Genomic DNA, 25,216 nt, shown 5'->3' on the forward strand with positions numbered 1-25,216 from the left:
ATGAGCCAGGTCACGGCCCCCCGCGCCGACGCCTCACCGCCCCGCGCACCGCGCGGACGCGGTCCCCGCAAACGGGGCGGCCGGCGCGGGAGCACGCCGACCGTCATCCAGATGGAGGCCGTCGAGTGCGGGGCCGCCGCCCTCGCCATGATCCTCGGCCACTACGGCAGGTTCGTGCCGCTGGAGGAGCTGCGGGCCGCCTGCGCGGTGTCCCGGGACGGCGCGAAGGCGTCCAGCGTGATCGCCGCCGCCCGCAAGTACGGGTTGGAGGCCAAGGGCTTCCAGATGGAGCTGGACGACCTGCGCGACATCGTCAAACCGGCGATCATCTTCTGGGCGTTCCAGCACTTCATGGTCGTCGAGGGCATCCGCACCCGCTTCGGCAGGCCGGTGGTGGCGGTCAACGACCCCGCGAGCGGCCCGCGCCTGCTCGACTGGGACGAATTCGACTCGGGCTTCACCGGCATCGTGCTGACCTTCGAGCCCGGGCCCGGGTTCCGGCCTGGCGGCCGGCCCACCCGCGTGGCCGAGGCGCTGCTGTCGCGCCGCATGCCCTCCGGCCGGGCGCTGCCGCTGGTGCTGCTGGCCAGCCTGCTGCTGGTCGTGCCCGGGATCATCGCGCCGGCGTTCAGCCGGGTGTTCATCGACCACATCCTCACCGGCCGCGACCCCGGCTTCATCCTGCCGCTGCTGCTGGCGATGTCGATGACCGCCCTGGCGATGTTCGTGCTGACCTCGGTTCAGCGGCACTATCTGCTGCGGATGGAGATACGGCTGGGGCTGGTCAGCTCCGCCCGTTTCTTCCGCCATCTGCTGCGCCTGCCGGTGGAGTTCTTCCTGCAACGCAGGCCCGCCGAGGTCGCCAGGCGGGTGTCGGCCAACGACACGGTCGCCGAGATCCTGTCCAGGGACCTGGCGATCACCGTCGTCAACCTCGTGCTGGTGCTCTTCTACGCGGTCGTCCTGATCCGGTACGACCTGCTGCTCGGCCTCATCGGCGTGGGCATGGCGCTGCTCAACATCCTGGTGCTGCGGCAGGTGTCCAGAGCCAGGACCGACGCGGTGGCCGCGCTGCGGGCCGATCTCGGCAACCTCACGTCGGCCACCTTCAACACCCTGCAGCTCGTGGAGACCGTGAAGGCCACCGGCGCCGAGCCCAGCGCGTTCCAGCGGTGGGCGGGCTTCCTGGCCAAGGCCGTGACCGCCCGGCAGCGGCTGGGCGTGCCCAGCGCGGTCATCACGGTCGTGCCTCCGCTGATCGCCGGGGTCAACAGCGGCCTCATCCTGCTCGTCGGCGGCCTGCGGGTGGTGGACGGCGCGGTCAGCGTCGGCCTGCTGGTGGCCTTCCAGAGCCTGCTCGGCGCGCTGTCGCGGCCGGTCACCCAGCTCACCAACCTCGGCGGGCGCCTGCAGGACATCTCGGCCGACATCACCCGGCTGTACGACGTGGAGCGTCATCCCCGCTCGCCCGTCTTCGACCGGCCGGACAGGCCCGCCGGCAGCCGGCTCGACGGGGCGATCACCTTCGAGGACGTGACGTTCGGGTACAACCCGCTGGCCAAGGCGGTGATCAAGGACGTGTCGTTCTCGGTGGTGCCCGGCCGGCGGGTGGCGATCGTCGGGAGCTCGGGGAGCGGGAAGTCGACCATCGGCCGGCTCGTGGCGGGGCTCTACCGGCCGGCGTCGGGCCGGGTGCTGCTCGACGGGCGCGACCGCGAGGAGATCTCCAGGACCGAGCTGGCGGCCTCGGTCGCGTACGTCGACCAGGACATCTCGCTGTTCGAGGGCACGGTGCGCGACAACCTCACGCTGTGGAGCGAGGACGTCTCCGACGAGGTCGTCACCGCCGCGCTGCACGACGCGGCCATATTCGACGTCATCTCCGCCCGCCCCGGCGGGCTCAACAGCCGGGTGCGCGAGGGCGGGCGCAACTTCAGCGGCGGGCAGCGCCAGCGGCTGGAGCTGGCCAGGGCGCTGGCCACGCAGCCGACCCTGCTCGTCCTCGACGAGGCGACCAGCGCGCTCGACCCGGAGACCGAGCGGGTGATCGCCGACAACCTGCGCCGCCGGGGATGCGCCTGCCTGATCATCGCTCACCGGCTGTCGACCGTACGGGACGCCGACGAGATCCTCGTGCTGTACCAGGGCGAGGTGGTGGAGCGCGGCACGCACGAGGACCTCGTGCGCCTCGGCGGGCACTACGCGCGGCTGATAGAGAACGCCCAGCCGGGCGGTGAGGGAGCGGACCAATGAGCGTCTCGACCGTGACGCCGTCCTCGTCGTTCTCGCCGTTCTTCACCGACGCGGCCACGCCCATCGACTACTCGGCCGACCGGCTGCTCGTGCTGGCCGACCTGCGCGAGGTGCTGCTGGTCGAGCGCGGCGCGGTCGACCTTTTCGCCGTACGCCTGGAGAACGGCAGGCCGGTCGGCAGGTGGAACTACCTGTGCCGGGTGCGGCAGGGCGCGCTGGTGCTCGGCTCGCCCCGGGGGCCCAGGCACAGCATCGTCGGGCGGCCGGTGCTCGGCACCCGCGTGTCGCGCCTGCCGCTGGCCCGGCTGGAGGGCCTGTCGGCCCGGCGCGTCGACGGCCCGTCGGAGTCGGGGAAGGCGGTCCGCGCCCTGCCCACCCGCGAGTACGGCCTGGCGGTGCGCCAGTTCGTGCGGGGCCTGGAGGCCGGGGTGGTGGCGCTCGCCGCGTCGATGCGCGACACGCTGCCCCCGCGCGACTTCGTCCCGCTGTCGCCGGACGAGCCCACCGTCGTCCGCAAGGGCGAGGCCGTCCGGTCGGTCGACGGCGTCCGGTGGATCACCGTAGAGGACGGCGTGGTCGAGATGCCGGAGGGCGTCGCCGGTCAGCTCAGCGCGGGCGCCGAGGTCTGCGTCACCGAGCGGGACTGGCTGGCGGCGCTCGGCCCGGCCCGGCTGCGCGCCCGGTCGACCCTCGACCTGCTGGGCGCGGGCGAGCTGTGGCACCGGTGGGTCGAGCACACCACCCGCTTCCTCTACATGATCGACCGGCGGATCGAACGCCGGAACTCGACCGAGCTGAGGGCGCTGACGAGCCGGGCCGAGCGGGGCGGGGACGTGCTGCGCACCACCGCCCGCGGGTTCGACACGCTGGTGCGCGACACCGAGGCGCGGGTCCGCCTCGCCGACGTGGCAGGGGATCCGCCCGCGCTGGCCGCCGCGCGCCTGGTGGCCTCGCACGCCGGCTTCTCGGTGACCGCGCCCCCGCCGGGAGGCGCGCACGGCGGCCGGATCGACCCGCTCCAGGCCATCGCGCTCGCCTCAGGCGTGCGCACCCGCCGGATCAGGCTGGACGACCACTGGTGGCGGCGGGACATCGGGCCGATGGTGGGCTACCGCTCCTCCGACGGGGCGCCGGTGGCGCTGCTGCCCATCGGGTCGCGCTACGTCGTGGCCGCGCCGGGGGAGGAGCGCGTCACCCCGGTCACCGCGGCGGTGGCCGGCACGCTGACCCGGCACGCCGACGTGCTGTACGAGCCGCTGCCGCCGACCGTCACCGGGGTGGGCGGGCTGTTGCGGTTCGGCCTGGCCAAGAACCGCAAGGACCTGTGGACCCTGCTCAGCCTCGGGACGCTGGTGGCCTGCATCGGCCTGCTGGTGCCCGCCATGACCGGCCTCGTGCTCGGCACGTATGTGGCCAGGGCCGAGCGGGAGATGATCGTGCAGGGCGCGCTGCTGGTGATCGCGGGCTCGCTCGTGGCGGCCGCGCTGTCGGTGGTGCAGAACTTCGCCGCGCTGCGCATCGAGGGCAGGTCGTCGGCCCGCCTGCAGGCGGGCGCGTGGATGCGGCTGCTGTCGTTGCCGGCGACGTTCTTCACCAACTACTCCACGGCCGAGCTGGGCACCACGGTCCTCGGCGTCAGCGCGGTGCAGGAGACGCTGTCCGGCGTCATGACGACGGCGGCCCTCGGCCTGTTCGCCGGCCTGGCCAACCTCGTGCTCGTCTATCTCTACGACGTGCGGCTGGCGCTGATCGCGACGGCGCTCGTGCTGGCCGGGGTGCTCGTGTGCGCGGTCGCCGGCTACTTCGAGGTGCGGCTGCAACGCCGGATCTACACCCACGAGCAGCGGCTGTCGTCGCGGGTCTTCCAGCTTCTGACGGCTGTGCCGAAGCTGCGGGTGGCGGCGGCCGAGGACCGGGCCTTCGGGGTCTGGTCGTCGGAGTTCCTCAAGGCGCGCGGCATCGGCGTGTCCGCCCGCCGGGTGCAGAACCTCGTCACGACCTTCAACGCAGGCTTCCCGCTGGTCGCGTCGGTCATCGTCTTCGCCGTGGTGGCCGGGCCGATGCTCGGGGACGTGACCGTCCCCGCGTTCCTGGCGTTCTTCGCCGCGTTCAACCTGCTGCTGGCCTCGGTGCTGCAGTTCACCGGCGCGGCGATCACCGCGATGAGCGTGGTGCCCATGCTGGAGCGGCTGCGGCCGATCCTGGCGGCCGAGCCGGAGGATCACGACGGCAAGGCCGACCCGGGCGAGCTGTCGGGCCGGATCGAGCTGTCGCGGGTGTCGTTCCGGTACGGCGAGGACGGGCCGCTCGTCCTGGACGGGGTGGACCTGTCGGTCGAGCCCGGCGAGTTCGTCGCGGTCGTCGGCCCGACCGGCAGCGGCAAGTCGACGATCCTGCGGCTGCTGCTGGGCTTCGAGTCGCCGACTTCGGGGACGGTCCTGCACGACGGCCAGGACCTGGGCGAGCTGGACATCGGTGCGGTGCGCCGCCAGTGCGGGGTGGTCCTGCAGAACAGCGCGCTGCTCGCCGGCGACATCAAGGCCAACATCATCGGCAGCACCGACCACACGGTCGACGACGCGTGGGACGCCGCCGGCATGGCGGGGATCGCCGACGACATCGCGAACATGCCGATGGGCATGCACACGGTGCTGTCGGAGGGCACCAACACGCTGTCGGGCGGGCAGCGGCAGCGCATCATGATCGCACGCGCCCTCGTCTCGCACCCCCGCATCGTGCTGTTCGACGAGGCGACCAGCGCGCTGGACAACCCCACCCAGAAGATCGTCACGGAGAGCACCCGCCAGCTCAACGCCACCCGGATCGTGATCGCGCACCGGCTCTCGACGATCAGGGACGCCGACAAAATCGTGGTGCTCGACCGCGGGCGCATCGTCCAGCAGGGCAAATACCACGAGCTGCTTGAGGATGCTGACGGGCTGTTCGCCCGGCTGGCGCGACGGCAGATCTGAGGCCCGGGACGTGCACGCCGCCGGCGGACCGGAAACGGCCCGCCGGCGGTTCTCACGTGTTCAGTAGCGGGGCCTGCGGCTCAACACGATTCCGGCGATGAGGAACACCAGGCCGAGCCCGCCGTACACGAAGGCGTGGGTGGTGGCGGGCGGCTTCACGCTGGCGTTGGCGACGGCCAGCCCGAGGCCCACGATGCCGCTGATGTAACAGAAGATCGCGACGAAGATTTTCCAGAAGGGGCTCATGACGTACTCCGTTCGGACTCGGCGGGACCGCCCGGTGCGGTCCCGGCGACGACGAGGCCGAGCAACATGACCCAGGCGTCGGGGTCGGCGCGGAAACGCCGCCACCGGTCGGCCGCCAGGGCGAGCTCGGGCAGGGACAGGGCCCCGGAGGCGACCAGCGGCGCCAGCCGCTCCGGGCCCAGGTGGGGGGCGAACGCCTCGGTGGGGCGGTCGTCGTTGGTGGTGGCGAACGGGCGCAGCACCACGTCGCCGAAGCCCGCACGGCGAAGGAGCCGGGTGAGCTTGCGCCCGATCAGCCGGTCGCCGCCCGCCTGCCGCTGCGCGCCGGTCATGCGGTTGTGGACGCCGGCCATCTCGGGGTACATCGGGTCGGCCAAGCCCCACAGCATCGCGTCCACCTCGATCACGATCAGCCGCCCGCCCGGCCGCAGCACCCGCAGGGCCTCGGCCACCACCGTCGCCGGGTCGGCCACGTGCTGCAGTACGTATCGGAGCAGGACGGTGCCCACGGCCCCGTCGGCGAGCGGCAGCCGTACGGCGTCGCAACCGAGCAGCGGAACCCGCGTTCCGGACGCGTGCGCCAGCAGCGCCGTGTCGATGTCGGCGGCCAGCATGGGCAGGTCCGGCAGGGCGGCACGCAGCCGCCGCGTGACCGCGCCGGAGCCCGCCCCGAGCTCCAGCAGCGGCGCGGGCAGGCCGACGTCGAGCAGGACCCGCAGTTCCTCGTCGAAGGAGAGCTCGGCCTGGGCCTCCAGGCGCGCCAGCTCGCCGCGCAGGCCTCCGGCGGTCGTCGTGGCCGGGTCGTACGACCCGGCGCCCGTCGCGGCGGTCACCGCGGCCTCGGGACCATGAGCATGCCGTGCCGGGGGCGCAGCGTGACCAGGGCCTCGGGCTCGACCGGGAAGCCGGGGACGAGCTCCGGGCGCACGGCGCGCAGCAGCACGGCCAGCACGAGGGTGGCCTCGACCATCGCGAAGTGGCGGCCGACGCACACTCGGGGGCCGCCCCCGAAGGGGAGGTACTGGTGGCCCGCGTGGGTGTGCTCGGCCGCGAACCGGTCCGGTGCGTACGTCTCCGGGTCGGGCCAGTACCGCGGATCCCGGTGGAGTACGTACGGGCTGACGCACACGAGCGTGCCGGGCGGTATCGGGTAGCCGCCGACGACGTCGGCCTCGACGGAGCGCCGGGAGATGAGCCACACGGGCGGGTACAGCCGCATGGCCTCCTTGATCGCCCGCTGGCAGGTCGTCAGCCGGGGCAGGTCGGCCGCGGTGGGGGTCCGGTCTCCGCCCAGCACCTCGTCCACCTCCGCGCGCACCGCCCGTGCGGCGTCGGGATGACGGTCGAGGAGGTAGAGCGTCCAGGTCAGCGCCTTGGCCGTGGTCTCGTGCCCGGCCATGACGATCGTCAGCACCTGGTCGCGCAGGTCGGTCGCGGTCATCGCGTGCCCCGAGGCCAGCATCGCGCCGAGCAGGTCGTGGCCCTCCTGCCCGGTGGCCCGGCGGGCGGCCACGATCGCCCGGGTGACGCCGTCGAGGAACGCCTTCGCCCGGCGGAACCCCTCCCGGCCCCCTCCCTCGGAGGCGGGGTCGAAGTGGCCGATGAAGCGGTTGACCTCGTCCACCGCCCGGCCGAAGCCGTCGCCGACGCCCGCGATGTCCGCGCCGAGCATGGCCCGCGCGATGACGGTGAGTGTGAGAGCGGTCAAGTCGTGGTCGACCCGGACCGCCGCGCCCTCCTCTCCGGCCCGCCGCCACCGCTCGGTCAGGCCGGCCGCGGCGTCGGTCATGACCTGGTCGAACCGCTCGACCTCGGTCGGGCGGAAGGCCGGGGCGATCATCTTGCGCTGCCGGGCCCACTCCTCGCCGCCGCTGGTCAGCAACCCGTTGCCGAGCAGGGGGCGCAGCATGTCGTCGTCGGGCGTGCGGTCCTTGGTGTAGTTGGCGCCGTTGTCCTTCAGCACGTGCCGGGCCAGGTCGGGCCGGTGCAGCATGTAGACGGGCGCTCCCTCGGCCTCGTGCCTCGTCACGTCGCCGTAGGCGGCCATCTCGGTGACGAAGCGCAGCGGGTCCTCCCGCATGCTGCGCAGGCTCTGGGCGCCGTCCGGACCCGGCGGCAGGGATACGTAACCGCTGTGCGTATCGGCCATGCCCACCCTCACTTTTTTGAATACGTATTCGCCGATGAATTGCGCATGCGATTCGGAGTGAATACGTACCCGGTGATATTTCCTGATCGGAGCATAGTCTGCGCCGTTCGCGTCCTCAATACTTATGCGAGTGGCCCGGAAATTAAGTCTGTGCGTTCCCGTCCGGCCGTGTAAGACTTCATTTCGAAAGCAGCGGGACACATTGCCCGCAAAAAAGCCGGGAGGCAGGCTATGTCTTTGGACCCGAGACAGCGCGCGGAATTCGTGAACGCGTACACCCGCGTTCTGATCACGGCGTGGTCGAGTGAGGAATACTCGGCCCGGCTGGACTCCGACCCCCGCTCGGCTCTGGCCGAGTCCGGTCTGGAGCTGCCGGCGGGAGCCGAGGTCGTACTCGTCCGCAACATCCCCGAAGGCCACCACGACAGCAACATCGAGGTACAGGTCGCGCTGTGGGAGCGGGGCCTCGAGACGGGCCGTTTCGAACTGCACATCCCCGAGACGCCGCAGGTCGACATGGCGGAGCTCAACGAGGGCGACCTCGACTCCATCGCGGCCGGCGTGTCCTCGGCCGAGTCGATCGACATCAACTGCTGCTGCTGCCCCTGCTGCTGCTGCACCTGACGATCACGACACACTCGGAGGGCAGATCATGTCCACGATCGCCGAGCAGGCGAACCCCGTACACGTGCGCTCCCTGCGCAAGCGGTACGGTCCGGTGAACGCGGTCGAGGAGGTGGACCTCGACGTGCGGAGCGGCGAGGTGTTCGCCCTCCTCGGGCCGAACGGCGCCGGCAAGACCACCACGGTCGAGATCCTGGTGGGGGTTCGCCGGCGGACCTCCGGCGACGTGCGCGTCCTCGGCCGTGACCCGGCCGAGGACGCGCCCGAGTGGCGCGCGCGGATCGGCGTCGTCCCGCAGACGACGGGGGCGTACACCGACCTGACCGTGCGCGAGGTGGTCGAGCACTTCGCGGCGTTCTACCCCGCGCCGCTGCCGGTGGCCGAGGTGATCGACATGGTCGGCCTCGGCAAGCAGGCGCGCAAGCAGGCGCAGACGCTCTCCGGCGGGCAGGCCCGGCGGCTCGACGTCGCGGTCGGCGTCATCGGGGACCCCGATCTGATCTTCCTGGACGAGCCGACGACGGGACTCGACCCCGTCGCCCGCAGGGAGGCGTGGGACCTCGTCCGCTACTTCACCGACCGTGGCAAGACCACCGTGCTCACCACCCATTACCTGGACGAGGTCGAGGCGCTGGCGCAGCGGGCGGCCGTCATCGTCGGGGGACGGGTCGTCGAGTCCGGCCCGGTCGCGGAGCTGGGCGGCCGGCGCGCGACACCCGCAGCCGTGAGCTTCGCCAGGGCGGACAGGCTCGACAGGAGCCTGCCCGCGCTGCCGGGCGACGCCGTGGTGGAGGAGGCGGAGGGTCTGGTGGTCGTACGCACGCACCACCCCACCGAGGCCATGGCCGCGCTGCTGCCCTGGGCGGCCGCCTCCGGTGTGCGCGAACTGCCGGACCTGCGCATCCACCGGCCGTCGCTTGAGGAGATCTACCTGGACCTCATCCGGAGCAACCAGGAAGGCGGTGTCGTGTGATGAGCGCTCCCAACGCAGCCCTCACCCAGGAGAGGGGCGCGGTGGTGCTCGATCCCGCCCGCTCGATCGTGTGGCGGTCGGCCGTCTCGCGGTCGTCGGTCGAGCTCAAGTCGTTCTTCCGCAACCGGCAGTCGCTGGTCTTCACGCTGCTGCTGCCCATCGTGCTGCTGGTCGTGCTCGGCTCCATCTTCTCGGGGACCGTGCCCGGCACCCACACCGACTTCAAGCAGATGTTCATCGCGGGCATCATCGCCTGTGGCGTGATGAGCGTCAGCTTCAACGGGCTGGCCATCAGCGTCGCCATCGAGCGCGACACCGGGATGATCCGCCGGCTGGCCTCCAGCCCGATGCCGAAGTCCGCCTACTTCATCGGCAAGGTGGTCAGGGTGGCCGTGACCGGCACCCTGGAGACGCTCCTGCTGCTCGCGGTGGCCGTGCTGGCGTTCGGGCTGCCGCTGCCCTCGACCACCGCCCGCTGGGAGACGCTCGTGTGGGTGCTGCTGCTCGGCGCGGTGGCCTGCACGCTGCTGGCCGTGGCGTTCAGCTCGGTCATCCCGAACGCCCGGTCGGCCTCGGCCATCGTCACCCTGCCGTTCCTGGTGCTGCAGTTCATCTCGGGGGTGTTCTTCCCCTACAGCCAGCTGCCGGCGTGGATGCAGACGGTCGCGGCCCTGTTCCCGCTCAAGTGGATGACCCAGGGACTGCGCTCGGTGTTCCTGCCCAACGATTTCGCCCACGTCGAGCCCGCGGGCGTGTGGGAACTCGACCGCGTGGCGCTCGTGCTGGCCGCGTGGTGCCTCGCCGGGCTCGCGCTGAGCTTCCTGACCTTCCGCTGGCGCGGGCCCAACGTCCGCTGACCGTCAGGAGAGCCGGATCCGGAACTCGCTCAGCCGCCGCGGCACGAGCACAGGCGCCCAGGCGGGCGGGGCGCCGTCCGGGCGGATCGCGGGGAAGCGCTCGGCCAGGCCGCGCAGCAGCAGCGCGCCGGCCTGCCGGACGAGGGGCGCGCCCAGGCAGAAATGGGTGCCGGCGCCGAAGGCGAGGTGGGGATTGGGAGACCGGGTCAGCACCAGGTCGCCGGGGCGGTCGAAGACGGCCGGGTCCCGGTTGGCCGCCGCGACCACGGCGAGCACCCGCGCCCCGGCGGGAATGGCCGCGTCCCCGAAGGACACCTCCGCGGTCGTCACCCTCGCCGTGAAGGGGATGGGCGCCTCCAGCCGCAGCAGCTCGTCGACCGCCGTACGGGCGAGGTCGTCGCCGCCCTCGCGAAGGGCGGCCAGGGCCTCGGGGCGAGGCAGCAGCCAGAACAGCGCGTTGCCCACCATCTCGGCCAGCGGGCGCCAGCCGCCGACGACGGCCAGCGAGAGGATGCCCAGCATCTCGGGCCGGGTCAGCCGCTCGTCCGCGGCCAGCCGCCCGATCGACCCGCCGGGCCCGCGCGCCACGTGCGCGTCCAGGAAGCGGGTCAGCTCGCCCATCGCCACGCGGCCCTCCCGTGCGGCCTGCGGCCCGGCCAGCGGGTCGAGGTTGACCGAGGCCCGCCGCGCCAGGTCCGCGAAGGCCGCCTCGTCCTCGCGCGGCACGAGCAGCGTCCGGGCCAGCACGCCGGTCGCGAACGGCTCGCCGAGGTCACGGGTGACCTCGGCCGCGTCCGCCAGCCCGTCGAGCAGGCCGTCCACGACGGCGGCGATGCCGGCGGCGAGCTCGCGTACCGCGGCGGGGCCGAGCAGGGCCATGCCGGGGCCGCGCAGCCGATTGTGCTCGGGCGGGTCGGTGGTCAGCATCGAGGCGGGCAGGTCGTCGTCGCGCACCCGCTCGCGCTGTCCCAGGGCGGCCGAGAACCGGGGGTCTTTGAGCGCGCTCGCGCAGTGCTCGTGCGCCGTGAGCAGCCACATCCGGGACGTGACGTCGAAGTGGACCGGATCGTTGGCCCGCAGCCAGTCGTACGCCGGATACGGGTCGGATCTGCCCGCCGGCGAGAACGGGTGGGCCAGACCGGCCGGAAGCCGGCGGAGAGCGGTCATCGGCGGTCCCTCGGTGCTGAGCTCACAAGATCACAGGTCACAAGATCACGGCACGGCCACGCTACTACAGAGCGGTCGCCGCCGGGATGAATGCGAACAACTGCGGACCGAACGGGCCGATGGGAGGCAGCGATGCAGGTCGATGTAGTGGTCGTGGGCGCGGGCGTCAGCGGCCTGACCGCCGCACGGCGGCTGCGCGCCGCCGGTCTGGCCGTCACGGTGGTGGAGGCCAGAGACCGCGTCGGCGGGCGGGTGCGCACCTACCGGCCCGGCGACGGCGGCTCCCCGATGGAGCTGGGGGCTCAGGTCGTCCACGGCGACCGCAACCCCGTGTGGGACGTGCTGGAACCGGACGCGGCCGAGCCGGTGCGGCCGGGCACGGCCCTTGTCGCCGCGGCGGGGCGGGTGCTGCCGCTGGGCGTGCTCGCCCGGCGGGGACGGCCGCCGTGGGCGGTCGAGCAGAGCCTGCTGCGGGACCCGGGGGAGGACGTGCCCGTCGCAGGGCGGCTCACCTCCGGCGACCAGGCCGAGTGGCTGCGGCAGAACTGGGCGGCCGACCCCGAGTCCCTCAGCGCGGTGGGCATGGCCGCCGGACACCGAGCCGACGACGTCGGAGAGGGCCGATTCGCCGTCCGCGGAGGGTTCGACCGGCTGCCCGGCCTGCTGGCCGATGGGCTCGACGTGCGGCACGGCAGCCCGGCCAGGAGCATCGCCTGGTCGCCGGGCCGGGTGGAGACCCGCCTCGACGAGGGCGCGGTGACGGCCGCGGCGGCGGTGGTGACCGTGCCTCCGCCCGTGGTCGCGGGCGGAGCGCTCGCGATCGCGGACATGCCGGCCCGCAAGCGGGCGGCGGCCGAGTCGCTGCGCCTCGGCGACGCCTGGTGCGGGGTGGTGACGCTGTCGCGGCCCGCCCCGGAGTCGGCCGTCGTGTTCGACTCCGAGGGCGGGCTGGGCTTCGTCACCTGCACCGCCGGCAGCACGCGCGTCCTGGTGGTGGCCAAGGCCGGGGCCGCCGCGCGGGCGCGCGAGGCGGCCCGCGGAGGGCCGCCCCCGCTGGGCCGGGTGCTGCCCTGGGCCGCCGACGCCCGGTGCGAGCACGTCGAGGCGGCCGACTGGGGGGCGGACGCCTGGGCGACCGGTGCGTTCACCTATCCCCGGGTCGGCGGCCTGTGGGCGCGGGCGGCGTGGGCGGAGCCGATGGGCGGCACGGTGTTCTTCGCGGGCGAGGCCACGGCGGCCGGTGTCCCTATGGTTCAGGCGGCCATGGCCAGCGGTGACCGCGCGGCCGGAGAGGTCCTGGAGGCGGTAGGGCGATGATCGGGAAATTACACACGGGCTGGTATTTGCTGGCGTTCGAGGAGGAACTCGCCGAAGGGCTGAACCCCCTGCTGCTCGGCGGGCGCAGGCTGCTCGCCGTACGGGACGGGTCGCGCGTCCGCGTGTTCGACGGGCTGTGCCCGCACCGGGGTGCGGCCCTCGGCCACGGCGGCACCCTGGACGGCGATTGCGTCATCTGCCCCTTCCACGGCAAGCGGGTGGCACTCGGGGACACGGCGCGACGCTGGTCGGTCGCCGAGTACGCGGTCGAGCAGGCGGGCGCGGCGGTGTTCGTGCGGCTGTCCGCGGATGACGACCGGGGCTTCCAGCGGGCCATCAAGGAGGTGGCCGACGGCAACATCGTCGTGGGCGCGGTGATCCAGCCGGTGGCGGTCCCTTCGGAGTACGTGGTGGAGAACGCCTTCGACGCCGAGCACTTCCACCAGGTCCATCTCGTGCCCCGGGTGATCGGCATGCGGGTCTCGCCCTGCCCCGACGGCGAGCTGGCGATCGAAGGGGAGTTCCGCACCAAGGCCCCGCCGTGGGAGCGGGAGCGCCGGCTCGACTTCGCCTCCCGGTTCTACGCCCGGGCCTTCAGTCCCAGCCTCGTCGTGACCGAGCTGGGCACCGCGGAGGCGCCGTACACGATCATCACGGGCGCCGTGCCCACCTCTGGCGGCTGTGTGGGGCGGGTCGCCATCGCACTGCCGCCGGAGCGCGCCGAGGCGCTCGACGCGCTGGTCCACGGCGCGCGGTACGCCTTCGAGCAGGACCGCGTCGTCTGGGACCACCTCGATCCGGACGCGCCGCAGCGCTACGACGCAGGTGACCGGCCCGTGCTGGCCTTCCGCCGGTTCTGCGCCACCTTCGGCGCCGTTCCACCGGCCGGAACCCCTTCCGCGGCGGTGACGGGGGAGCCGGTGTGATGCGGGTGCACACGAGCGGGAGCGGCCCGGCCGTGCTGTGGCTCCACGGCTACACGATGGACTCCTCCACCTGGCGCGACCTGTGGGCGCTGCTGCCCGGCCGGCGGCACGTCGGCGTCGACCTGCCGGGCCACGGAGGGTCCGGCCCGATGCGGCCCGGCACGACGCTGCCGGGCCTGGCGGCCGAGATCGCGGCCGTCGCGCGGGCCGAGGGGGCGCACGACGTCGTGGCCCTGTCCTTCGGGTCGCTGGCGGGGATCCAGCTCGCCGTGGACGCCCCCGACGTCGTACGGCGCCTCGTCGTGGCGGCTCCCACCATCGCGGGCGCCCCCAGCGAGCCGGGGACGGCTCCGCGTTATCGCGAGCTGATGGCGTTGCGGCGGGCCGGCGCGGACGGCGCCGCGCTGGCGGACGTCTGGATGTCCTCCCCGCCCGACATCTTCCGCGGCACCCAGGCGCACCCCCGGCTGCGGGCGAGCCTGCGGACGGTCATCGCCCGGCACGGCTGGGACGAACTGCGCACGGGCGCGATGGCGGCGTTCCACCGGCACACGCACACCGACGAGGCGCTCGGCGCGATCAGGGCCGACACGCTGGTCCTCGTCGGGGACGCCGAGATGCCGACGTTCGCGGCCAACGCCGACCGGCTGGGCGCGGTCGTCCCCCGCTGCCGGGTGGTCGAGATGGCGGACGCCGGCCACCTGTGCCTGATCGAGCGCCCGGCGGCCGCCGCGCGGCTCATCTGGTCCCATCTGGAAAGGAGCCGGGTAGGTGCCCAGGCGTGAGACGTACGCGCAGGGCTCGCCCTGCTGGGTGGACTACATGGCGGCCGACCCGGAGGGAGCACGGGAGTTCTACGCGAGCCTGTTCGGCTGGACCTTCGACGAGCCCGAGGAGTACGGCTATCGCCTGGCGCGGCAGGCCGGGGAGGTCGTCGGAGGATTCGGCCGGGTGCCACCGGGACGGGGGTTGACGCCCACCTGGAACACCTACCTGGCGGCGAAGGACGCCGACGCGGTGGCCGGGCGGGTGACCGAGCTCGGCGGCACGGTGGTGTTCGGGCCGCTCGGCGCCGGCGAGGACGGGCGGTTCCTGTTCGCGGTCGACGCCACGGGCGCGTCGGTCGGTTTCTGGCAGGGGCACTGGGCGGAGGGCATCGTCCTGGTCGACGAGCACGGCGCGACCTGCGGCCACGAGCTGTGGGCGGCCGATCCCGCCGCCGCCCGCGCCTTCTACGCGGGGCTCTTCGGGGAGGAGCCGGAGCACGGACGGCAGGTGCGCGGCGTGCCGCACGGCGTGTCCCCGCAGTGGGTGTCGTATTTCCTCGTGGACGACGTGCCCTCGGCGGCCGTGGCCGCGGAGCGGGCGGGCGGCCGGGTCGCCGAGGCGTGGGACGACGGGCGTGAGGCGGTGGTGCGCGACCCGTGGGGCGCGCTGTTCGGCGTCAGGGACGGCCGGTCCCGCTCCGCGGACGGAACCAGATGAAGAACGCGGCCACGAGGAGCGCCCCGACGATCACGACGACCAGGCCCACGGTCTTGTCGATCATCAGCGACACGACGACCGCGATCGCGTACACCAGCGGCACGATAAGGCGGATGTTGCCCAGTCCCATGACGGCTCCCCGAGGAAAAAGAATTCGGCGAACGCATCATCGGGCCATGTCCCGGGGGCCGTCCAGGGTGATTCCGGTTATTACGCATCCGGATCCCGGGACGTACGTATGCGTATTCCGAGGGTCAGATATCCAGGCCGGGCCGCAGCACGAGCAGATAGAACGCGACCACCGCTGCGTAGCCGAAAAACGCCCACACGGGAAGCCGCCAGCCGGTGCCCGGCCTCTCCTTGCGTTCGTACGGCCGGCCCGCGCCGGGCGTCATGAATCCGACCAGCGCCATTCCCGGCCCCCAGCAGCCGAGGATGCCGTAGAAGACCACCTCGGGGTCGCCGCCGAGACCGGCGGGCACCAGCAGCGCCAGGCCGATCAGGTAGGGGATCCACAGGCGAGTCACGGCCGCCTTGCGGGCGCGTGGGGTGTCCAGGGGCACGCTCGCGGGCAGCGAGTCGAGGTACATCCGGCTGAGCGGCCGCGTGACCAGGTAGAGAATCGCCATCGCGGCGGCGGCGACGAGGAACTGGACGGCGACGGGCACATGGTAGAGACGGGCCAGAACCCCGGTGTCGCCCACCGCGAGCAGCGGTGTGACCACCAGGTAGCCCAGGAACGCCACGACGCCGGTCATCGCCAGCCACATCAGCAGCAATTGCGGATAGGAGGGCCCGCGACGGCGGTACAGCGCCCAGCAGACGAGGCCGGTGACGAGGCTGCCGACCGGACCGGCGGCGGCCACCATTGCCTCCAGCGCGCGTTGCGGCGAGGGCACGTGCAGCTCGACGAACTGGCCGATGGCAGGATGGAACCCCGCCGCGCGGGCGGCCAGCGCGTGTGATCCCTCGTGCAGGAACACCTCGACGAGTTGCGCCGTCGCGTACGACAGGGAGAGCGGCCCCCAGGCCGCGCGGGCGGAGGGGATGCGCGGAGCGGCGGCGTCCCGCTGGGCCGCCGGGATCTCGGGGGTGCTCGTCACCCTGTCATGGAACCAGAACCGGCAGGGCCGGTCCAGGCGCTTTCCCGCAATTGGAATTTTGTTCCAATAAGACTGGAACTCGTTCTAGTGGGAGACGACGGCCCGCCCATCTGGCATATCCGTCTTACCCGTGGCCGGGGACGTCGTGTCACCGCAGGGTCGCGCGAATTCCATCGCGTGGCCGAGGAAAATCTAGAAACCCGCCAGCAGCCGCTCGGCGGCGATCTCGATGCGGTGCTGGATCTGCTCATAGGTGCGCCGCCCGCGCAGCATCTCCAGCAACTCCTGCACCCAGACTCCCGACAGGGAGCCGGCGAGCGCGAGCTGGTCCTCCGCGGGAAGGTTCACCGTGCGGCCGTCGGCGGCGACGCGCAGCAGCAGGCTCGCCATCCGGTCGCCGAACGGCGCCTCCACCTCCGCCATGATCAGGGAGCGGATGAGCGCGTCGGCGAGTTCCGGCTCGCGCATCAGGCCCCGGGTGGCCCGCATCAGCACGTCGACCGCGCGGCCGGCGGGGTGGGCGGCGTGTGGCGGGCGCCGCTCGATGCTGGACTCCAGCAGGTCGATCTCCTCACCGACCACCGCCACGACCAGGTCCATCTTCGAGGGGAAGTAGCGATAGAGCGTTCCCAGGGCGACGCCCGCGCGCTCGGCGACGGTGCGCATCTGCATCGCCTCGACGCCTCCGCGGGAGGCGAGGGCGGCCGCCGCCTGGACGATGCGCCGGCGCCGTTGGTGCTGGCTCCTGGTGCGGACCCCGGGGGTGGCCGGGGCCGGATGGCTGCCCGTGGCGGAGGGCCCTTCGGGAAGCGGCGGTGGAGCGTCGGCGACTGCATGCGAAGTGCGCATAGGAACACGTTATCTGATTTCCGCTCCTTCCGGATGGTTACCCGTCAGTCACAAAAGCGCTGGCGGCTATATGACTTTGGCGTTTCAGTCACGTGTCGTCGCCGGTTCGTGAGCCTCCCTCTGGACAGAGATTAGAATCCGTTCTAGTTTGCGGTTCTGGGGGGATCCTGCCCCGCAGACAGGTCCGTGGAACACGCGGGAGGTCCGGTGGACTTCGATCTCGACGAGACCCATGCGGAGTTGCGCGCGCTGGCCGCGTCTGTGCTGGACCGAGAGGCGGACCAGGCCAGGATCGAGGCGCACGAGCGCGGCGGCCGGCCGTACGACGCGGGGGCGTGGAAGGCGCTGGCGCAGGCGGGCCTGCTCGGCGCGTGCCTGCCTCCCGAGGCGGGCGGGGCCGGGCTCGGCCCGCTCGCCATGGCGGTGATCCTGCGTGAGGCGGGGGCCCGCGTCGCGCCGGTCCCCGCGCTGCCCGGCCTGATCGCCGCGCTGACCGTCGCCGGGCACGGGACGGACGCGCAGCGGCGGGCGCTCGCGCCGTTCGCCGAGGGGGAGGAGGTGCTGACCGTCGCCTTCCGCGAGGCCGGGGCGGGCCCGGGCGACCCGCCGGCCGCGATCGCCAGGGACGGCAGGATCACCGGACGGCCCGGAATCGTCCCGTACGCCGCCGAGGCGTCGTCCATCCTCGTGCCCGCGCTCTCCGACGGCGAGGCCGCGCTCTTCCTCGTACGGCCGGGAGCCGCGCGACTGCGGCCGGTCCCGACGGCGGCCGGGGAGCCCGCGGCCGTGGTCATCCTGGAGGACGCGCCGGGCGAGATGGTGGGGGAGCCGGACGGCGCGGCCGTCGCCGCGCTGCGGCTGAACACTCTGGCCGCCGTGACCGCGACCGCCTCCGGGGTCCTCGCCGGCGCGCTCGCGCTGACCAAGGGACACATCGCCACGCGCAGGCAGTTCGACCGGGTGCTCGCCGAGTTCCAGGCCGTGACCATGCAGATCGCCGACGTCTACATCGCCGCACGCGCGCTCGACGTCGCCATGTGGACGGGGGTCTGGCGGCTGGGCGAAGGGCTGCCCGCGGAGCGGGACCTGGCCGTCGCCGCCTACAACGCGGCCGCGGACGCCGTACGGGCGCTCTACACCTGCCAGCACCTGCACGGCGGCGTCGGCCTCGACCTGACCTATCCGCTGCATCGCTACTTCGGCCTGGGCAAGCACCTCGCCCATCTGCTCGGCGGCGAGCAGGCGCAACTCGACCTGATCGGAGCCCTGGTCTGATGTTCATCGAGTTGACGGCGGAGCAGCGGCGGCTCCGCGACGACCTGCGGGACTACTTCGCGTCCTGCCTGACCGGCGAGCAGCGCGCCGAGATCGCCCGCGACCCGTTCGGCGAGGCGTACATGGCGCACTGCCGCAGGCTGGGCCGTGACGGCAAGCTCGGCCTCGGGTGGCCGAAGGAGTACGGCGGGGGCGGCTACGGCCCGGTGGAGCAGCAGATCTTCGCCAACGAGGTCACCCGGGCCGAGGTGCCGTACCCACTGATCACGTTGCAGACGGTCGGCCCGACGCTGATGCGGTATGGCACGGACGCGCAGAGGGAGTTCTTCCTGCCGCGCATCCTCGCCGGGGAGTGCCACTTCGCGATCGGCTACAGCGAGCCGGAGGCGGGCACCGACCTGGCCTCGCTGCGGACGACGGCGGTGCCGGACGGCGACCACTACGTGGTCAACGGCCAGAAGGTGTTCACCACGGGCGCGCATCACGCCGATTACGTCTGGCTGGCGGCGCGCACCGATCCGGCGGCGAAGAAGCACCGCGGGATCACCATGATGATCGTCGACTGCGCGGACCCCGGGTTCTCCTGGACGCCGATCATCACGATGGACGGCCGCCACCACACCAACGCGACGTACTACTCGGATGTGCGCGTCCCGCGCGACATGGTCGTCGGCGAGGTGGACAAGGGCTGGGACCTGATCGTCAGCCAGCTCAACCACGAACGCGTCACGCTCGGGCCCGCCGGCAACATCGGGCACACCCTCGACCGTTTCGCCCGCTGGGCGAAGACCGGCCGGGGGCGCGACGGCGCGCCGCTGTGGGAGCACCCCGACGTACGGCGGGCCGTCGCCGAGGTGTACGCGTACTTCCGCACGAACGAGCTGCTGAACTGGCAGGTCGCGGCGTCGATGGACCTCGGCTGGCTGGGCGCGCCCGACGCGTCGGCCACCAAGATCTACGCCTCGGAGCGGGTGCAGGACGTCGGCCGGATCGTCGGCGACGCGCTGGCCCGCTTCGGCGATCCGTACGACGAGGAGACGCGCGACCTGATCGAGCGGGTGGACCGGGGCGTCAAGGGCGCGCTCGTGCTCACCTTCGGCGGCGGCGTCAACGAGGTCCAGCGTGAGTTGATCGCGATGCTCGGGCTCGGGCTGCCCAAACCGCCACGATGAGCACGCGCCCGGCGGTAGGGGCGTTCCGGGCTCAGGGGGTGAAGACCGTCGGCACGTAGAAGAAGACGATCAGCGCGATGATCAGGCAGATCAGGATGCCGACGACCTCCCACAGCCAGTCGAAGTGCCGGTCACCCTTGACCCGCCGACCCTTGCTCGTGCCCTTGCTCACGCCGTTGCCGCCGCCGGACGACTTGCCGGCGTGCCTGGTGCCCGTGCTCCTGCCTGTCGTGTGCTTGCGGCCCGGACGGCGGGAGGCGGCGGCCGGAGGGACGGGGACCGCCGCGGCGGCCGGGTGGACCAGGGCGCCGGTCTCCGTCGCCGACGCCTCGGCGGCATGCTCGCCGTCCGTCTCCGCCGGCGACTCCTCGGCTGCGGGAAAAGGCTCGGCTGCAGGGAAAGGCTCGGCTGCGACGAAGGGCTCGGCCGGGAGGAAAGGCTCGGCCGGTCGCTCGGCCTCCTGCGGCGCGGACGCGAACGTGTCCGTGGGGGGAGCGGCCGGGTAAAGCGCCTCGGAGGGCGGTGTCAGCGGAGATTCGTCGGACGGCTCCTCGATCCGCGGGAAGGCGTCGGTGGACTCGGCCTGCCGGGACGTGCCCGCCGCCTCTGCCGTACGGAACGCGTCGAAGGGCACGGCGAAGCGGAGCGTGTCGAACAACGCGTCCAGCGGCTCTGCCGGGCGGGGTGTGTCGGCGGTCCCGAAGGCGTCGAACGGCTCCGCGGGGCGCGGGGCGGTGCCGAAGGCGTCGAAGGGCTCCGCGGGGCGGGGTGTGTCGGCGGTGCCGAAGGCGTCGAACGGCTCCGCGGGGCGCGGGGTGGTCCCGAAGGCGTCGAACGGCTCCGCCTGGCGGGGTGCGTCGGTGGTGCCGAAGGCGTCGAACGGATCCGGACGGTGGGAGGAAGCGGTGGTGCCGAAGGCGTCGAACGGCTCGGGGGTGATCTTCGCGACGTCCGGGGCAGGTGGCGGCGTGGCGGGCGCGGTCTGTGCGGATTCCCGCGGGGACGCCTGCGGCTCCACAGGCGCGGCCAGGGCCGCCGGTCGCTCCGCGGGCGCGGGCCGCCCGGTGCGCTTCCTGCGCAGACGGCCCTCGCCGAGCGAGTTCAGCAGCGCCCCGCGCAGCCGGGGCATGGGCTCGGTCGTGGCCTCGTGCTTGGCCTTGCGCCGGGGGCCCTGCGGCTGTGCGATGGCGTCGGTGTTGACCACGCACGTGTTGGTGACCTGGTCGGGGTCGCTCAGCGGCAGCGGCCAGGTCGGAGTGGTCGGCCACAGCCTCTTGGTAACCAGCCCGGAGGACTGTTGCCCGCCCGTCGTGGCGCTCCCCGGCTCCTCGTACGGCAGCGCCGCCAGCACCCGGTCGCGTACGGACGCGGCCGGTCGGCGCCAGGGCAGCCGGGCCAGCACGTCGCCGACGGGGGAGACGCCGATGGCGTCGTAGACCTCCGTGACGGAGGCGAGCACGAACGGCGCCGACCTCGCGGCGGTGACCGCCGTCTCCAGTGTCTGGGCGAAGCGGCGCGTCGCCCCCGCGATCAGCTCCTCGGCGGTGTCGGCCGCCACGTCGAGGACCAGCGCCAGTTCGGGCGCCGTCAGGCCGCATACCTCCGACAGGAGCAGGACCTCACGCTGGTGCGGCCGGATGTCCCGGAACACCCGCTCGATCAAGGCGGTGGCGGGGTCGGCGACGGAGTCGACGGCCGGCAGCGCGTAGCTGACGTCCCGGCGGTAGATCTCCCGGCGCGCCAGCACGTACAGCGCGGCGCGTGCGGGCGGCTCGGCGGTCGGAGCGGTGGTGAAGACGGCCACCACGGCGTCGGCGGCGGACGCGGTCTCACCGAGCTGGTCGTGGCAGTACGCGAACAACCCCGCCGCGTGACGCTCGTAGAGCTCGGCGATCAGCTCGCTCCTGGAGCGCTGACCGGTGAGCGGTGCAGTCACGACCGGCTCCTCTGAGTTTCGTGCTGGTCCGTATCGGAGGGACGCGGCGGAGGGACGGGAGAGGTGTGAGAGTAATCATGCCAACACATCACCGCGCCACGCATCATGAGATGCCCTATTGATAGATATCTAGGCCCGGATATCGGAGGTTCCCACCGTAGGCTGGCCGCCGGGTGGTGTGTCCGGAACGGGTCGCGTTGGATATCCGGGGGGTTCACGGGGAAGAGCGAGTGGGCCTCCCGGTGTTGGGTTGATCGCACACTCTTTCGAAGGGCGAGATGGCGTGATCACGTTCGAAGACGTCACCAAGCGCTACCGGGATGGAACGGTGGCCGTGGACGACCTCAGCCTGGAGGTGCCCACGGGTGCGATCACCGTGTTCGTGGGCCCCTCCGGCTGCGGCAAGACCACGTCACTGCGGATGATCAACCGCATGATCGACGCCACCTCCGGCCGCATCACCCTGGACGGTCAGGACGTGCGCGAGATCGACCCGCCCACGCTCCGGCGCGGCATCGGGTATGTGATCCAGCAGGCGGGCCTGTTTCCGCACCGCAAGATCGTGGACAACGTGGCGACGGTGCCGTACCTGCTGGGCTGGAGCAAGAAGAAGGCGCGCACCCGCGCGATGGAGCTGCTCGAGCTGGTCGGGCTCGACCCCGGCCTGGCCGGACGCTATCCCTTCCAGCTCTCCGGAGGGCAGCAGCAGCGCGTCGGCGTGGCCCGGGCGCTCGCGGCCGACCCTCCGGTGCTGCTCATGGACGAGCCGTTCAGCGCCGTCGACCCGATCGTGCGGGCCAGCCTCCAGGACGAGCTGCTGCGGCTGCAGTCGGAGCTGCGCAAGACGATCGTGTTCGTCACCCACGACATCGACGAGGCGGTCAAGCTCGGCGACACGGTGGCCGTCATGCGCGTCGGCGGTCGGCTGGCCCAGATGGCCGGCCCGGCCACGCTGCTCACCGAGCCCGCCGACGACTTCGTCCGCGAGTTCCTCGGCCGCGACCGCGGCATCCGGCGGCTGTCGTTCATCTCGGCCAAGGAGGTGCGGCTGAGCCCGTCGCCGTCCGATCTGGTGACCGACGAGGACGGCAGGGCGCTCGGCTGGCGGACCGCGGACGGGCTCGCGGCGCACGGCACCTTCAACCCCGAGACCGACTCGCTGCGCGTGGCGCTCGACGCGGCGTTGCTGTCGCCCAACGGCACCGCGGTCGCCGTGGACGAGGAGGGCCGTGTGCGCGGCGTGGCCGGCCGGGACGCGATCGACGAACTGCTCGCCGAGTACGCGCCGCCCGCCGCGGGCCGCGCCCCGGGCGGATCGAGCGGCGGCTCCTCCTCCGGCGCCGGCGACTCCGAGGGGGCGCCCGCGTGACCGAGGAGCCCCTGGTCCGCTGGGACTGGATCGCGCGCAACTGGGCCAACGGAGGCCCCACCGCGATCAGCGCCCTGCTGGAGAACCACGTCGTGATGGCCTTCCTGCCCGTGCTTTTCGGGCTGGTCGTGGCCCTGCCGCTGGGCCTGGCCTGTGTGCGCTGGCGCTGGCTCTACCAGCCGACGGCCGCGCTGATGAACGTCACCTACTCGCTGCCGTCCCTCGTGCTGTTCTCGATCTTCCTGTCGGTCACCGGGCTCACCCGGTCGACCGTCGTCATCCCGCTGACGTTCTTCGCGCTCGCGGTCCTGATCCCCGCCGTGGTGGACGGCCTGGCCTCGGTGCCCGATCCCGTACGGCAGTCGGCGGTGGCGATGGGGTTCCGGCCCGCGCGCCGGCTGCTCCGGGTCGAGTTGCCGGTCGCGGTGCCGGTGGTCCTGGCCGGGCTGCGGGTCGCGACCGTGTCCAGCATCAGCCTGGTCAGCGTGGGCGCGCTCATCGGCCAGGGCGGGCTGGGCAACCTGTTCATCGACGGCTGGCAGCGGCAGTTCTACACGCCGATCGTGGTCGGGATCGTGCTCATCGTCCTGCTCGCCGTGCTCGCCGACGGGCTGCTCGTGCTCGCCCAGCGGCTGCTGACCCCCTGGTCCCGGGCGAGGAGGACGGCGTGAACTGGCTGGCCGACTTCTTCGGCGACGCGGGGCACTGGTCGGGCCCGGACGGCATCCCGGTCCGGCTGCTGGAGCACCTGGAGTTCTCGGCGGCGGCCTTCCTCGTCGCGGCGCTGATCGCCGTGCCGCTCGGCATGCTCATCGGCCACACGGGCCGCGGCGCGCTGCTCGTCGTGGTCGCGGCGAACGCCGCCCGGGCGTTGCCGACGCTCGGCCTGCTCGTGCTCGTGGTGCTGCTGGCGGGCGTGGGGACCGTCCTGCCGGTGCTGATCCCGCTGATCGTGCTGGCGGTCCCGCCCATCCTGGTGAACACGTACGAGGGCGTGCGGGGGGTGGACGCCGACCTGCGCGACGCCGCGTACGGCATGGGCCTGCGCGGGCGTCAGGTGCTGTTCCGGACGCTGACCCCGGTCGCGCTGCCGCTGATCCTGCTGGGCCTGCGCCTCGCCGCCATCCAGGTCGTCTCGACCGCCACCGTCGCGGCGTTCGTCGGGCTGGGCGGGCTCGGCCGGTTCATCATCGACGGCCTGGCCACCAAGACCTATGCGGACGTGATCGGGGGAGCGGTCCTGGTGGCCGCCCTCGCCCTGGCCGTCCAGTTCGCCTTCGTCCTGCTCGACCGGGTGGCCGTCTCACCCGGTGTCCGCCAGGTCCGCTAATTCCGTTATTATCGCCCTAAAATGAAGGGATTTTTTGGTATGAGACGTATCTTCGGCGTCGCGGCGGTCGCCCTGACCGCGGCGCTCACGTTATCGGGCTGCGGGGGCTCCGACCCCCTTTCCACGACCGCGTCCGCCGCGCCGTCGGCGTCGGGCTCGGGCGACGCCGCCGCCGCGAAGGTCGTCGTCGGCTCCTTCAACTTCCCCGAGAGCGTCCTGCTCGCCTCGATGTACGCCCAGGCCCTTCAGGCCAAGGGGGTCACGGTCGAGGAGAAGCCCAACATCGGCAGCCGCGAGGTCGTCTACGACCAGGTCAAGAGCGGCGGCCTGACCGTGCTGCCCGAGTACGCCGGGTCGCTGCTGGCGTTCGTCGACAAGTCGAGCACGGCCAGGACCAAGGACGAGATCCTCGCGGGCCTGAAGGCCAAGCTGCCCGCGGAGCTGGAGGTCCTGGAGCCCGCCGCCGCCGAGGACAACAACTCGCTCACGGTCACCAAGGCCACGGCCGACAAGTACAAGCTCAGCACCATCGAGGACCTCGCCAAGGTGGCGAAGGACTTCGTGGTCGGCGGTCCGCCGGAGTTCAAGCAGCGTCAGGAGGAGAACTTCAAGAACGTCTACGGCCTGGAGTTCAAGCAGTGGAAGCCCACCGGGGACACCACCGCTGACGCCATCAAGAGCGGCACGGTCCAGGTGGGCAACGTGTTCACCACCGATCCCAAGATCGTGCTGAACGACCTCGTGCCGCTGCAGGACAACAAGAACGCCTTCGGCTCGGAGAACGTGACGCCCCTGGTCTACAAGGCCGGGGTGAACGACACCGTGACCTCCACCCTGAACGCGGTCTCCGCCAAGCTGGACACCCAGACGCTGGTCTCCCTGATGAAGCGGATCTCCGTCGACAAGGACGACCCGCCCGTGGTGGCCAAGGACTGGCTCACGCAGAACGGCCTGCTCTGACAGCGAGCATGTAGGTGAACGCCTCCCGGCGGAGCAGGGCTCCTGCTCCGAACCGGGAGGCGTTCGTCTGCGCTCACCGGATGGCGATCGGTCCGATGCGGTGTCGTGTCAGCGGCCGCGTCAGCACGGCGACGGCCCGGTGTCAGCGCGGCCGGCGATCGTGGATGCCATGAACGGCTCAGCGATCGCGGCCCCGGGGCCGCGAAAGGCTTCCGAAGACAACGCCGTGCTCGGCGCCTGATGAGGGGAATGG

23 protein-coding genes are annotated in these 25,216 nt (G+C 72.5%); 15 read left to right on the forward strand and 8 right to left on the reverse strand.

What is annotated here, in order from left to right:
* Together FH610_RS29365 and FH610_RS29370 are read left to right on the forward strand one after the other, a co-directional pair.
* Positions 1–2,253 (forward strand): NHLP family bacteriocin export ABC transporter peptidase/permease/ATPase subunit, encoded by a 2,253-nt coding sequence (locus FH610_RS29365; RefSeq protein ID WP_139578276.1) that lies wholly within the window; start codon positions 1–3, stop codon positions 2,251–2,253.
* Entirely contained in the window at positions 2,250–5,225 is a 2,976-nt protein-coding gene (locus tag FH610_RS29370; RefSeq protein ID WP_139578277.1) for an NHLP bacteriocin export ABC transporter permease/ATPase subunit, read from the forward strand. Before FH610_RS29365 ends, FH610_RS29370 begins: the two co-directional genes overlap by 4 nt.
* Before the next feature lie 60 nt (positions 5,226–5,285).
* On the opposite strand, the gene FH610_RS29375 is transcribed toward FH610_RS29370, so the two are convergent.
* The 3 genes from FH610_RS29375 to FH610_RS29385 are packed head-to-tail and all read right to left on the reverse strand — an operon-like array spanning position 5,286 to position 7,620.
* A complete protein-coding gene (locus FH610_RS29375; RefSeq protein ID WP_030506179.1) occupies positions 5,286–5,471 on the reverse strand; it encodes a hypothetical protein in 186 nt (61 codons plus the stop codon).
* Entirely contained in the window at positions 5,468–6,304 is an 837-nt protein-coding gene (locus FH610_RS29380; RefSeq protein WP_161628105.1) for a class I SAM-dependent methyltransferase, read from the reverse strand. Before FH610_RS29380 ends, FH610_RS29375 begins: the two co-directional genes overlap by 4 nt.
* Positions 6,301–7,620 carry a cytochrome P450 gene (locus tag FH610_RS29385; RefSeq protein ID WP_139578279.1) on the reverse strand — a complete coding sequence of 440 codons (1,320 nt, stop codon included), beginning with the start codon at positions 7,618–7,620 and terminating at the stop codon, positions 6,301–6,303. Before FH610_RS29385 ends, FH610_RS29380 begins: the two co-directional genes overlap by 4 nt.
* Positions 7,621–7,857: 237 nt before the next feature.
* Between FH610_RS29385 and FH610_RS29390 the strand changes: the two genes are divergently transcribed.
* Genes FH610_RS29390 through FH610_RS29400 form a run of 3 tightly spaced genes read left to right on the forward strand, consistent with a single transcriptional unit; the run spans position 7,858 to position 10,074 of the window.
* On the forward strand, positions 7,858–8,244 hold the full coding sequence (locus FH610_RS29390) for a hypothetical protein (protein ID WP_079320571.1): 387 nt from the start codon (positions 7,858–7,860) through the stop codon (positions 8,242–8,244).
* Between the two features lie 28 nt (positions 8,245–8,272).
* The gene (locus tag FH610_RS29395; RefSeq protein ID WP_139578280.1) at positions 8,273–9,217 is read left to right on the forward strand and encodes an ABC transporter ATP-binding protein; all 945 of its coding nucleotides are present in this window, start codon (positions 8,273–8,275) and stop codon (positions 9,215–9,217) included.
* Entirely contained in the window at positions 9,217–10,074 is an 858-nt protein-coding gene (locus tag FH610_RS29400; protein ID WP_139578281.1) for an ABC transporter permease, read from the forward strand. Before FH610_RS29395 ends, FH610_RS29400 begins: the two co-directional genes overlap by 1 nt.
* A 3-nt stretch (positions 10,075–10,077) precedes the next feature.
* Here FH610_RS29400 and FH610_RS29405 read toward each other — a convergent pair whose 3' ends face one another.
* A complete protein-coding gene (locus FH610_RS29405) occupies positions 10,078–11,241 on the reverse strand; it encodes a cytochrome P450 (RefSeq protein WP_139578282.1) in 1,164 nt (387 codons plus the stop codon).
* Positions 11,242–11,331: 90 nt separating this feature from the next.
* Here FH610_RS29405 and FH610_RS29410 point away from each other — a divergent pair, with 90 nt between their 5' ends.
* The 4 genes from FH610_RS29410 to FH610_RS29425 are packed head-to-tail and all read left to right on the forward strand — an operon-like array spanning position 11,332 to position 14,969.
* Positions 11,332–12,558: a flavin monoamine oxidase family protein gene (locus FH610_RS29410; protein WP_139578283.1), complete on the forward strand. Its 1,227-nt coding sequence runs from the start codon at positions 11,332–11,334 to the stop codon at positions 12,556–12,558.
* On the forward strand, positions 12,555–13,484 hold the full coding sequence (locus FH610_RS29415; protein WP_139578284.1) for a Rieske 2Fe-2S domain-containing protein: 930 nt from the start codon (positions 12,555–12,557) through the stop codon (positions 13,482–13,484). Before FH610_RS29410 ends, FH610_RS29415 begins: the two co-directional genes overlap by 4 nt.
* Entirely contained in the window at positions 13,484–14,269 is a 786-nt protein-coding gene (locus tag FH610_RS29420) for an alpha/beta fold hydrolase (protein ID WP_139578285.1), read from the forward strand. The genes FH610_RS29415 and FH610_RS29420 overlap by 1 nt, the downstream gene beginning before the upstream one ends.
* On the forward strand, positions 14,256–14,969 hold the full coding sequence (locus tag FH610_RS29425; protein WP_139578286.1) for a VOC family protein: 714 nt from the start codon (positions 14,256–14,258) through the stop codon (positions 14,967–14,969). The genes FH610_RS29420 and FH610_RS29425 overlap by 14 nt, the downstream gene beginning before the upstream one ends.
* On the opposite strand, the gene FH610_RS42990 is transcribed toward FH610_RS29425, so the two are convergent.
* The 3 genes from FH610_RS42990 to FH610_RS29435 form a co-directional block, all read right to left on the reverse strand.
* Positions 14,929–15,099: a hypothetical protein gene (locus FH610_RS42990; RefSeq protein WP_161628106.1), complete on the reverse strand. Its 171-nt coding sequence runs from the start codon at positions 15,097–15,099 to the stop codon at positions 14,929–14,931. The genes FH610_RS29425 and FH610_RS42990 overlap by 41 nt on opposite strands.
* A 124-nt stretch (positions 15,100–15,223) precedes the next feature.
* Positions 15,224–16,072, reverse strand: coding sequence for a zinc metalloprotease (locus FH610_RS29430; RefSeq protein ID WP_139578287.1), 849 nt, complete (start codon positions 16,070–16,072; stop codon positions 15,224–15,226).
* Between the two features lie 192 nt (positions 16,073–16,264).
* The gene (locus FH610_RS29435; protein ID WP_139578288.1) at positions 16,265–16,921 is read right to left on the reverse strand and encodes a TetR family transcriptional regulator; all 657 of its coding nucleotides are present in this window, start codon (positions 16,919–16,921) and stop codon (positions 16,265–16,267) included.
* 207 nt (positions 16,922–17,128) lie between these two features.
* Here FH610_RS29435 and FH610_RS29440 point away from each other — a divergent pair, with 207 nt between their 5' ends.
* Both FH610_RS29440 and FH610_RS29445 read left to right on the forward strand, forming a co-directional pair.
* Positions 17,129–18,196: an acyl-CoA dehydrogenase family protein gene (locus FH610_RS29440; protein ID WP_139578289.1), complete on the forward strand. Its 1,068-nt coding sequence runs from the start codon at positions 17,129–17,131 to the stop codon at positions 18,194–18,196.
* Complete coding sequence (locus tag FH610_RS29445; protein WP_139578290.1) at positions 18,196–19,368, forward strand: acyl-CoA dehydrogenase family protein; 1,173 nt, start codon at positions 18,196–18,198, stop codon at positions 19,366–19,368. The genes FH610_RS29440 and FH610_RS29445 overlap by 1 nt, the downstream gene beginning before the upstream one ends.
* Before the next feature lie 31 nt (positions 19,369–19,399).
* On the opposite strand, the gene FH610_RS29450 is transcribed toward FH610_RS29445, so the two are convergent.
* Complete coding sequence (locus FH610_RS29450; protein WP_139578291.1) at positions 19,400–21,304, reverse strand: hypothetical protein; 1,905 nt, start codon at positions 21,302–21,304, stop codon at positions 19,400–19,402.
* 283 nt (positions 21,305–21,587) lie between these two features.
* Between FH610_RS29450 and FH610_RS29455 the strand changes: the two genes are divergently transcribed.
* Genes FH610_RS29455 through FH610_RS29470 form a run of 4 tightly spaced genes read left to right on the forward strand, consistent with a single transcriptional unit; the run spans position 21,588 to position 24,963 of the window.
* The gene (locus FH610_RS29455) at positions 21,588–22,673 is read left to right on the forward strand and encodes an ABC transporter ATP-binding protein (protein ID WP_139578292.1); all 1,086 of its coding nucleotides are present in this window, start codon (positions 21,588–21,590) and stop codon (positions 22,671–22,673) included.
* Entirely contained in the window at positions 22,670–23,344 is a 675-nt protein-coding gene (locus tag FH610_RS29460) for an ABC transporter permease (RefSeq protein WP_205826162.1), read from the forward strand. Before FH610_RS29455 ends, FH610_RS29460 begins: the two co-directional genes overlap by 4 nt.
* Complete coding sequence (locus FH610_RS29465) at positions 23,341–24,003, forward strand: ABC transporter permease (protein WP_139578293.1); 663 nt, start codon at positions 23,341–23,343, stop codon at positions 24,001–24,003. Before FH610_RS29460 ends, FH610_RS29465 begins: the two co-directional genes overlap by 4 nt.
* Positions 24,004–24,042: 39 nt before the next feature.
* On the forward strand, positions 24,043–24,963 hold the full coding sequence (locus FH610_RS29470) for an ABC transporter substrate-binding protein (RefSeq protein ID WP_139578294.1): 921 nt from the start codon (positions 24,043–24,045) through the stop codon (positions 24,961–24,963).
* The last annotated feature ends 253 nt before the right edge of the window (positions 24,964–25,216 follow it).

Origin of the sequence: Microbispora catharanthi (genome assembly GCF_006334915.2) — a bacterium.
Taxonomy (GTDB): Bacteria; Actinomycetota; Actinomycetes; order Streptosporangiales; family Streptosporangiaceae; genus Microbispora; species Microbispora catharanthi.

Bases quoted from the DNA above. Each gene is read 5' to 3' on its own strand.
- FH610_RS29365 (WP_139578276.1), top strand. From the start codon at position 1: ATGAGCCAGGTCACGGCCCCCCGCGCCGACGCCTCACCGCCCCGCGCA.
- FH610_RS29370 (WP_139578277.1), top strand. From the start codon at position 2,250: ATGAGCGTCTCGACCGTGACGCCGTCCTCGTCGTTCTCGCCGTTCTTC.
- FH610_RS29375 (WP_030506179.1), bottom strand. From the start codon at position 5,471: ATGAGCCCCTTCTGGAAAATCTTCGTCGCGATCTTCTGTTACATCAGC.
- FH610_RS29385 (WP_139578279.1), bottom strand. From the start codon at position 7,620: ATGGCCGATACGCACAGCGGTTACGTATCCCTGCCGCCGGGTCCGGAC.
- FH610_RS29395 (WP_139578280.1), top strand. From the start codon at position 8,273: ATGTCCACGATCGCCGAGCAGGCGAACCCCGTACACGTGCGCTCCCTG.
- FH610_RS29400 (WP_139578281.1), top strand. From the start codon at position 9,217: ATGAGCGCTCCCAACGCAGCCCTCACCCAGGAGAGGGGCGCGGTGGTG.
- FH610_RS29405 (WP_139578282.1), bottom strand. From the start codon at position 11,241: ATGACCGCTCTCCGCCGGCTTCCGGCCGGTCTGGCCCACCCGTTCTCG.
- FH610_RS29410 (WP_139578283.1), top strand. From the start codon at position 11,332: ATGCGAACAACTGCGGACCGAACGGGCCGATGGGAGGCAGCGATGCAG.
- FH610_RS29415 (WP_139578284.1), top strand. From the start codon at position 12,555: ATGATCGGGAAATTACACACGGGCTGGTATTTGCTGGCGTTCGAGGAG.
- FH610_RS29420 (WP_139578285.1), top strand. From the start codon at position 13,484: ATGCGGGTGCACACGAGCGGGAGCGGCCCGGCCGTGCTGTGGCTCCAC.
- FH610_RS42990 (WP_161628106.1), bottom strand. From the start codon at position 15,099: ATGGGACTGGGCAACATCCGCCTTATCGTGCCGCTGGTGTACGCGATC.
- FH610_RS29435 (WP_139578288.1), bottom strand. From the start codon at position 16,921: ATGCGCACTTCGCATGCAGTCGCCGACGCTCCACCGCCGCTTCCCGAA.
- FH610_RS29445 (WP_139578290.1), top strand. From the start codon at position 18,196: ATGTTCATCGAGTTGACGGCGGAGCAGCGGCGGCTCCGCGACGACCTG.
- FH610_RS29470 (WP_139578294.1), top strand. From the start codon at position 24,043: ATGAGACGTATCTTCGGCGTCGCGGCGGTCGCCCTGACCGCGGCGCTC.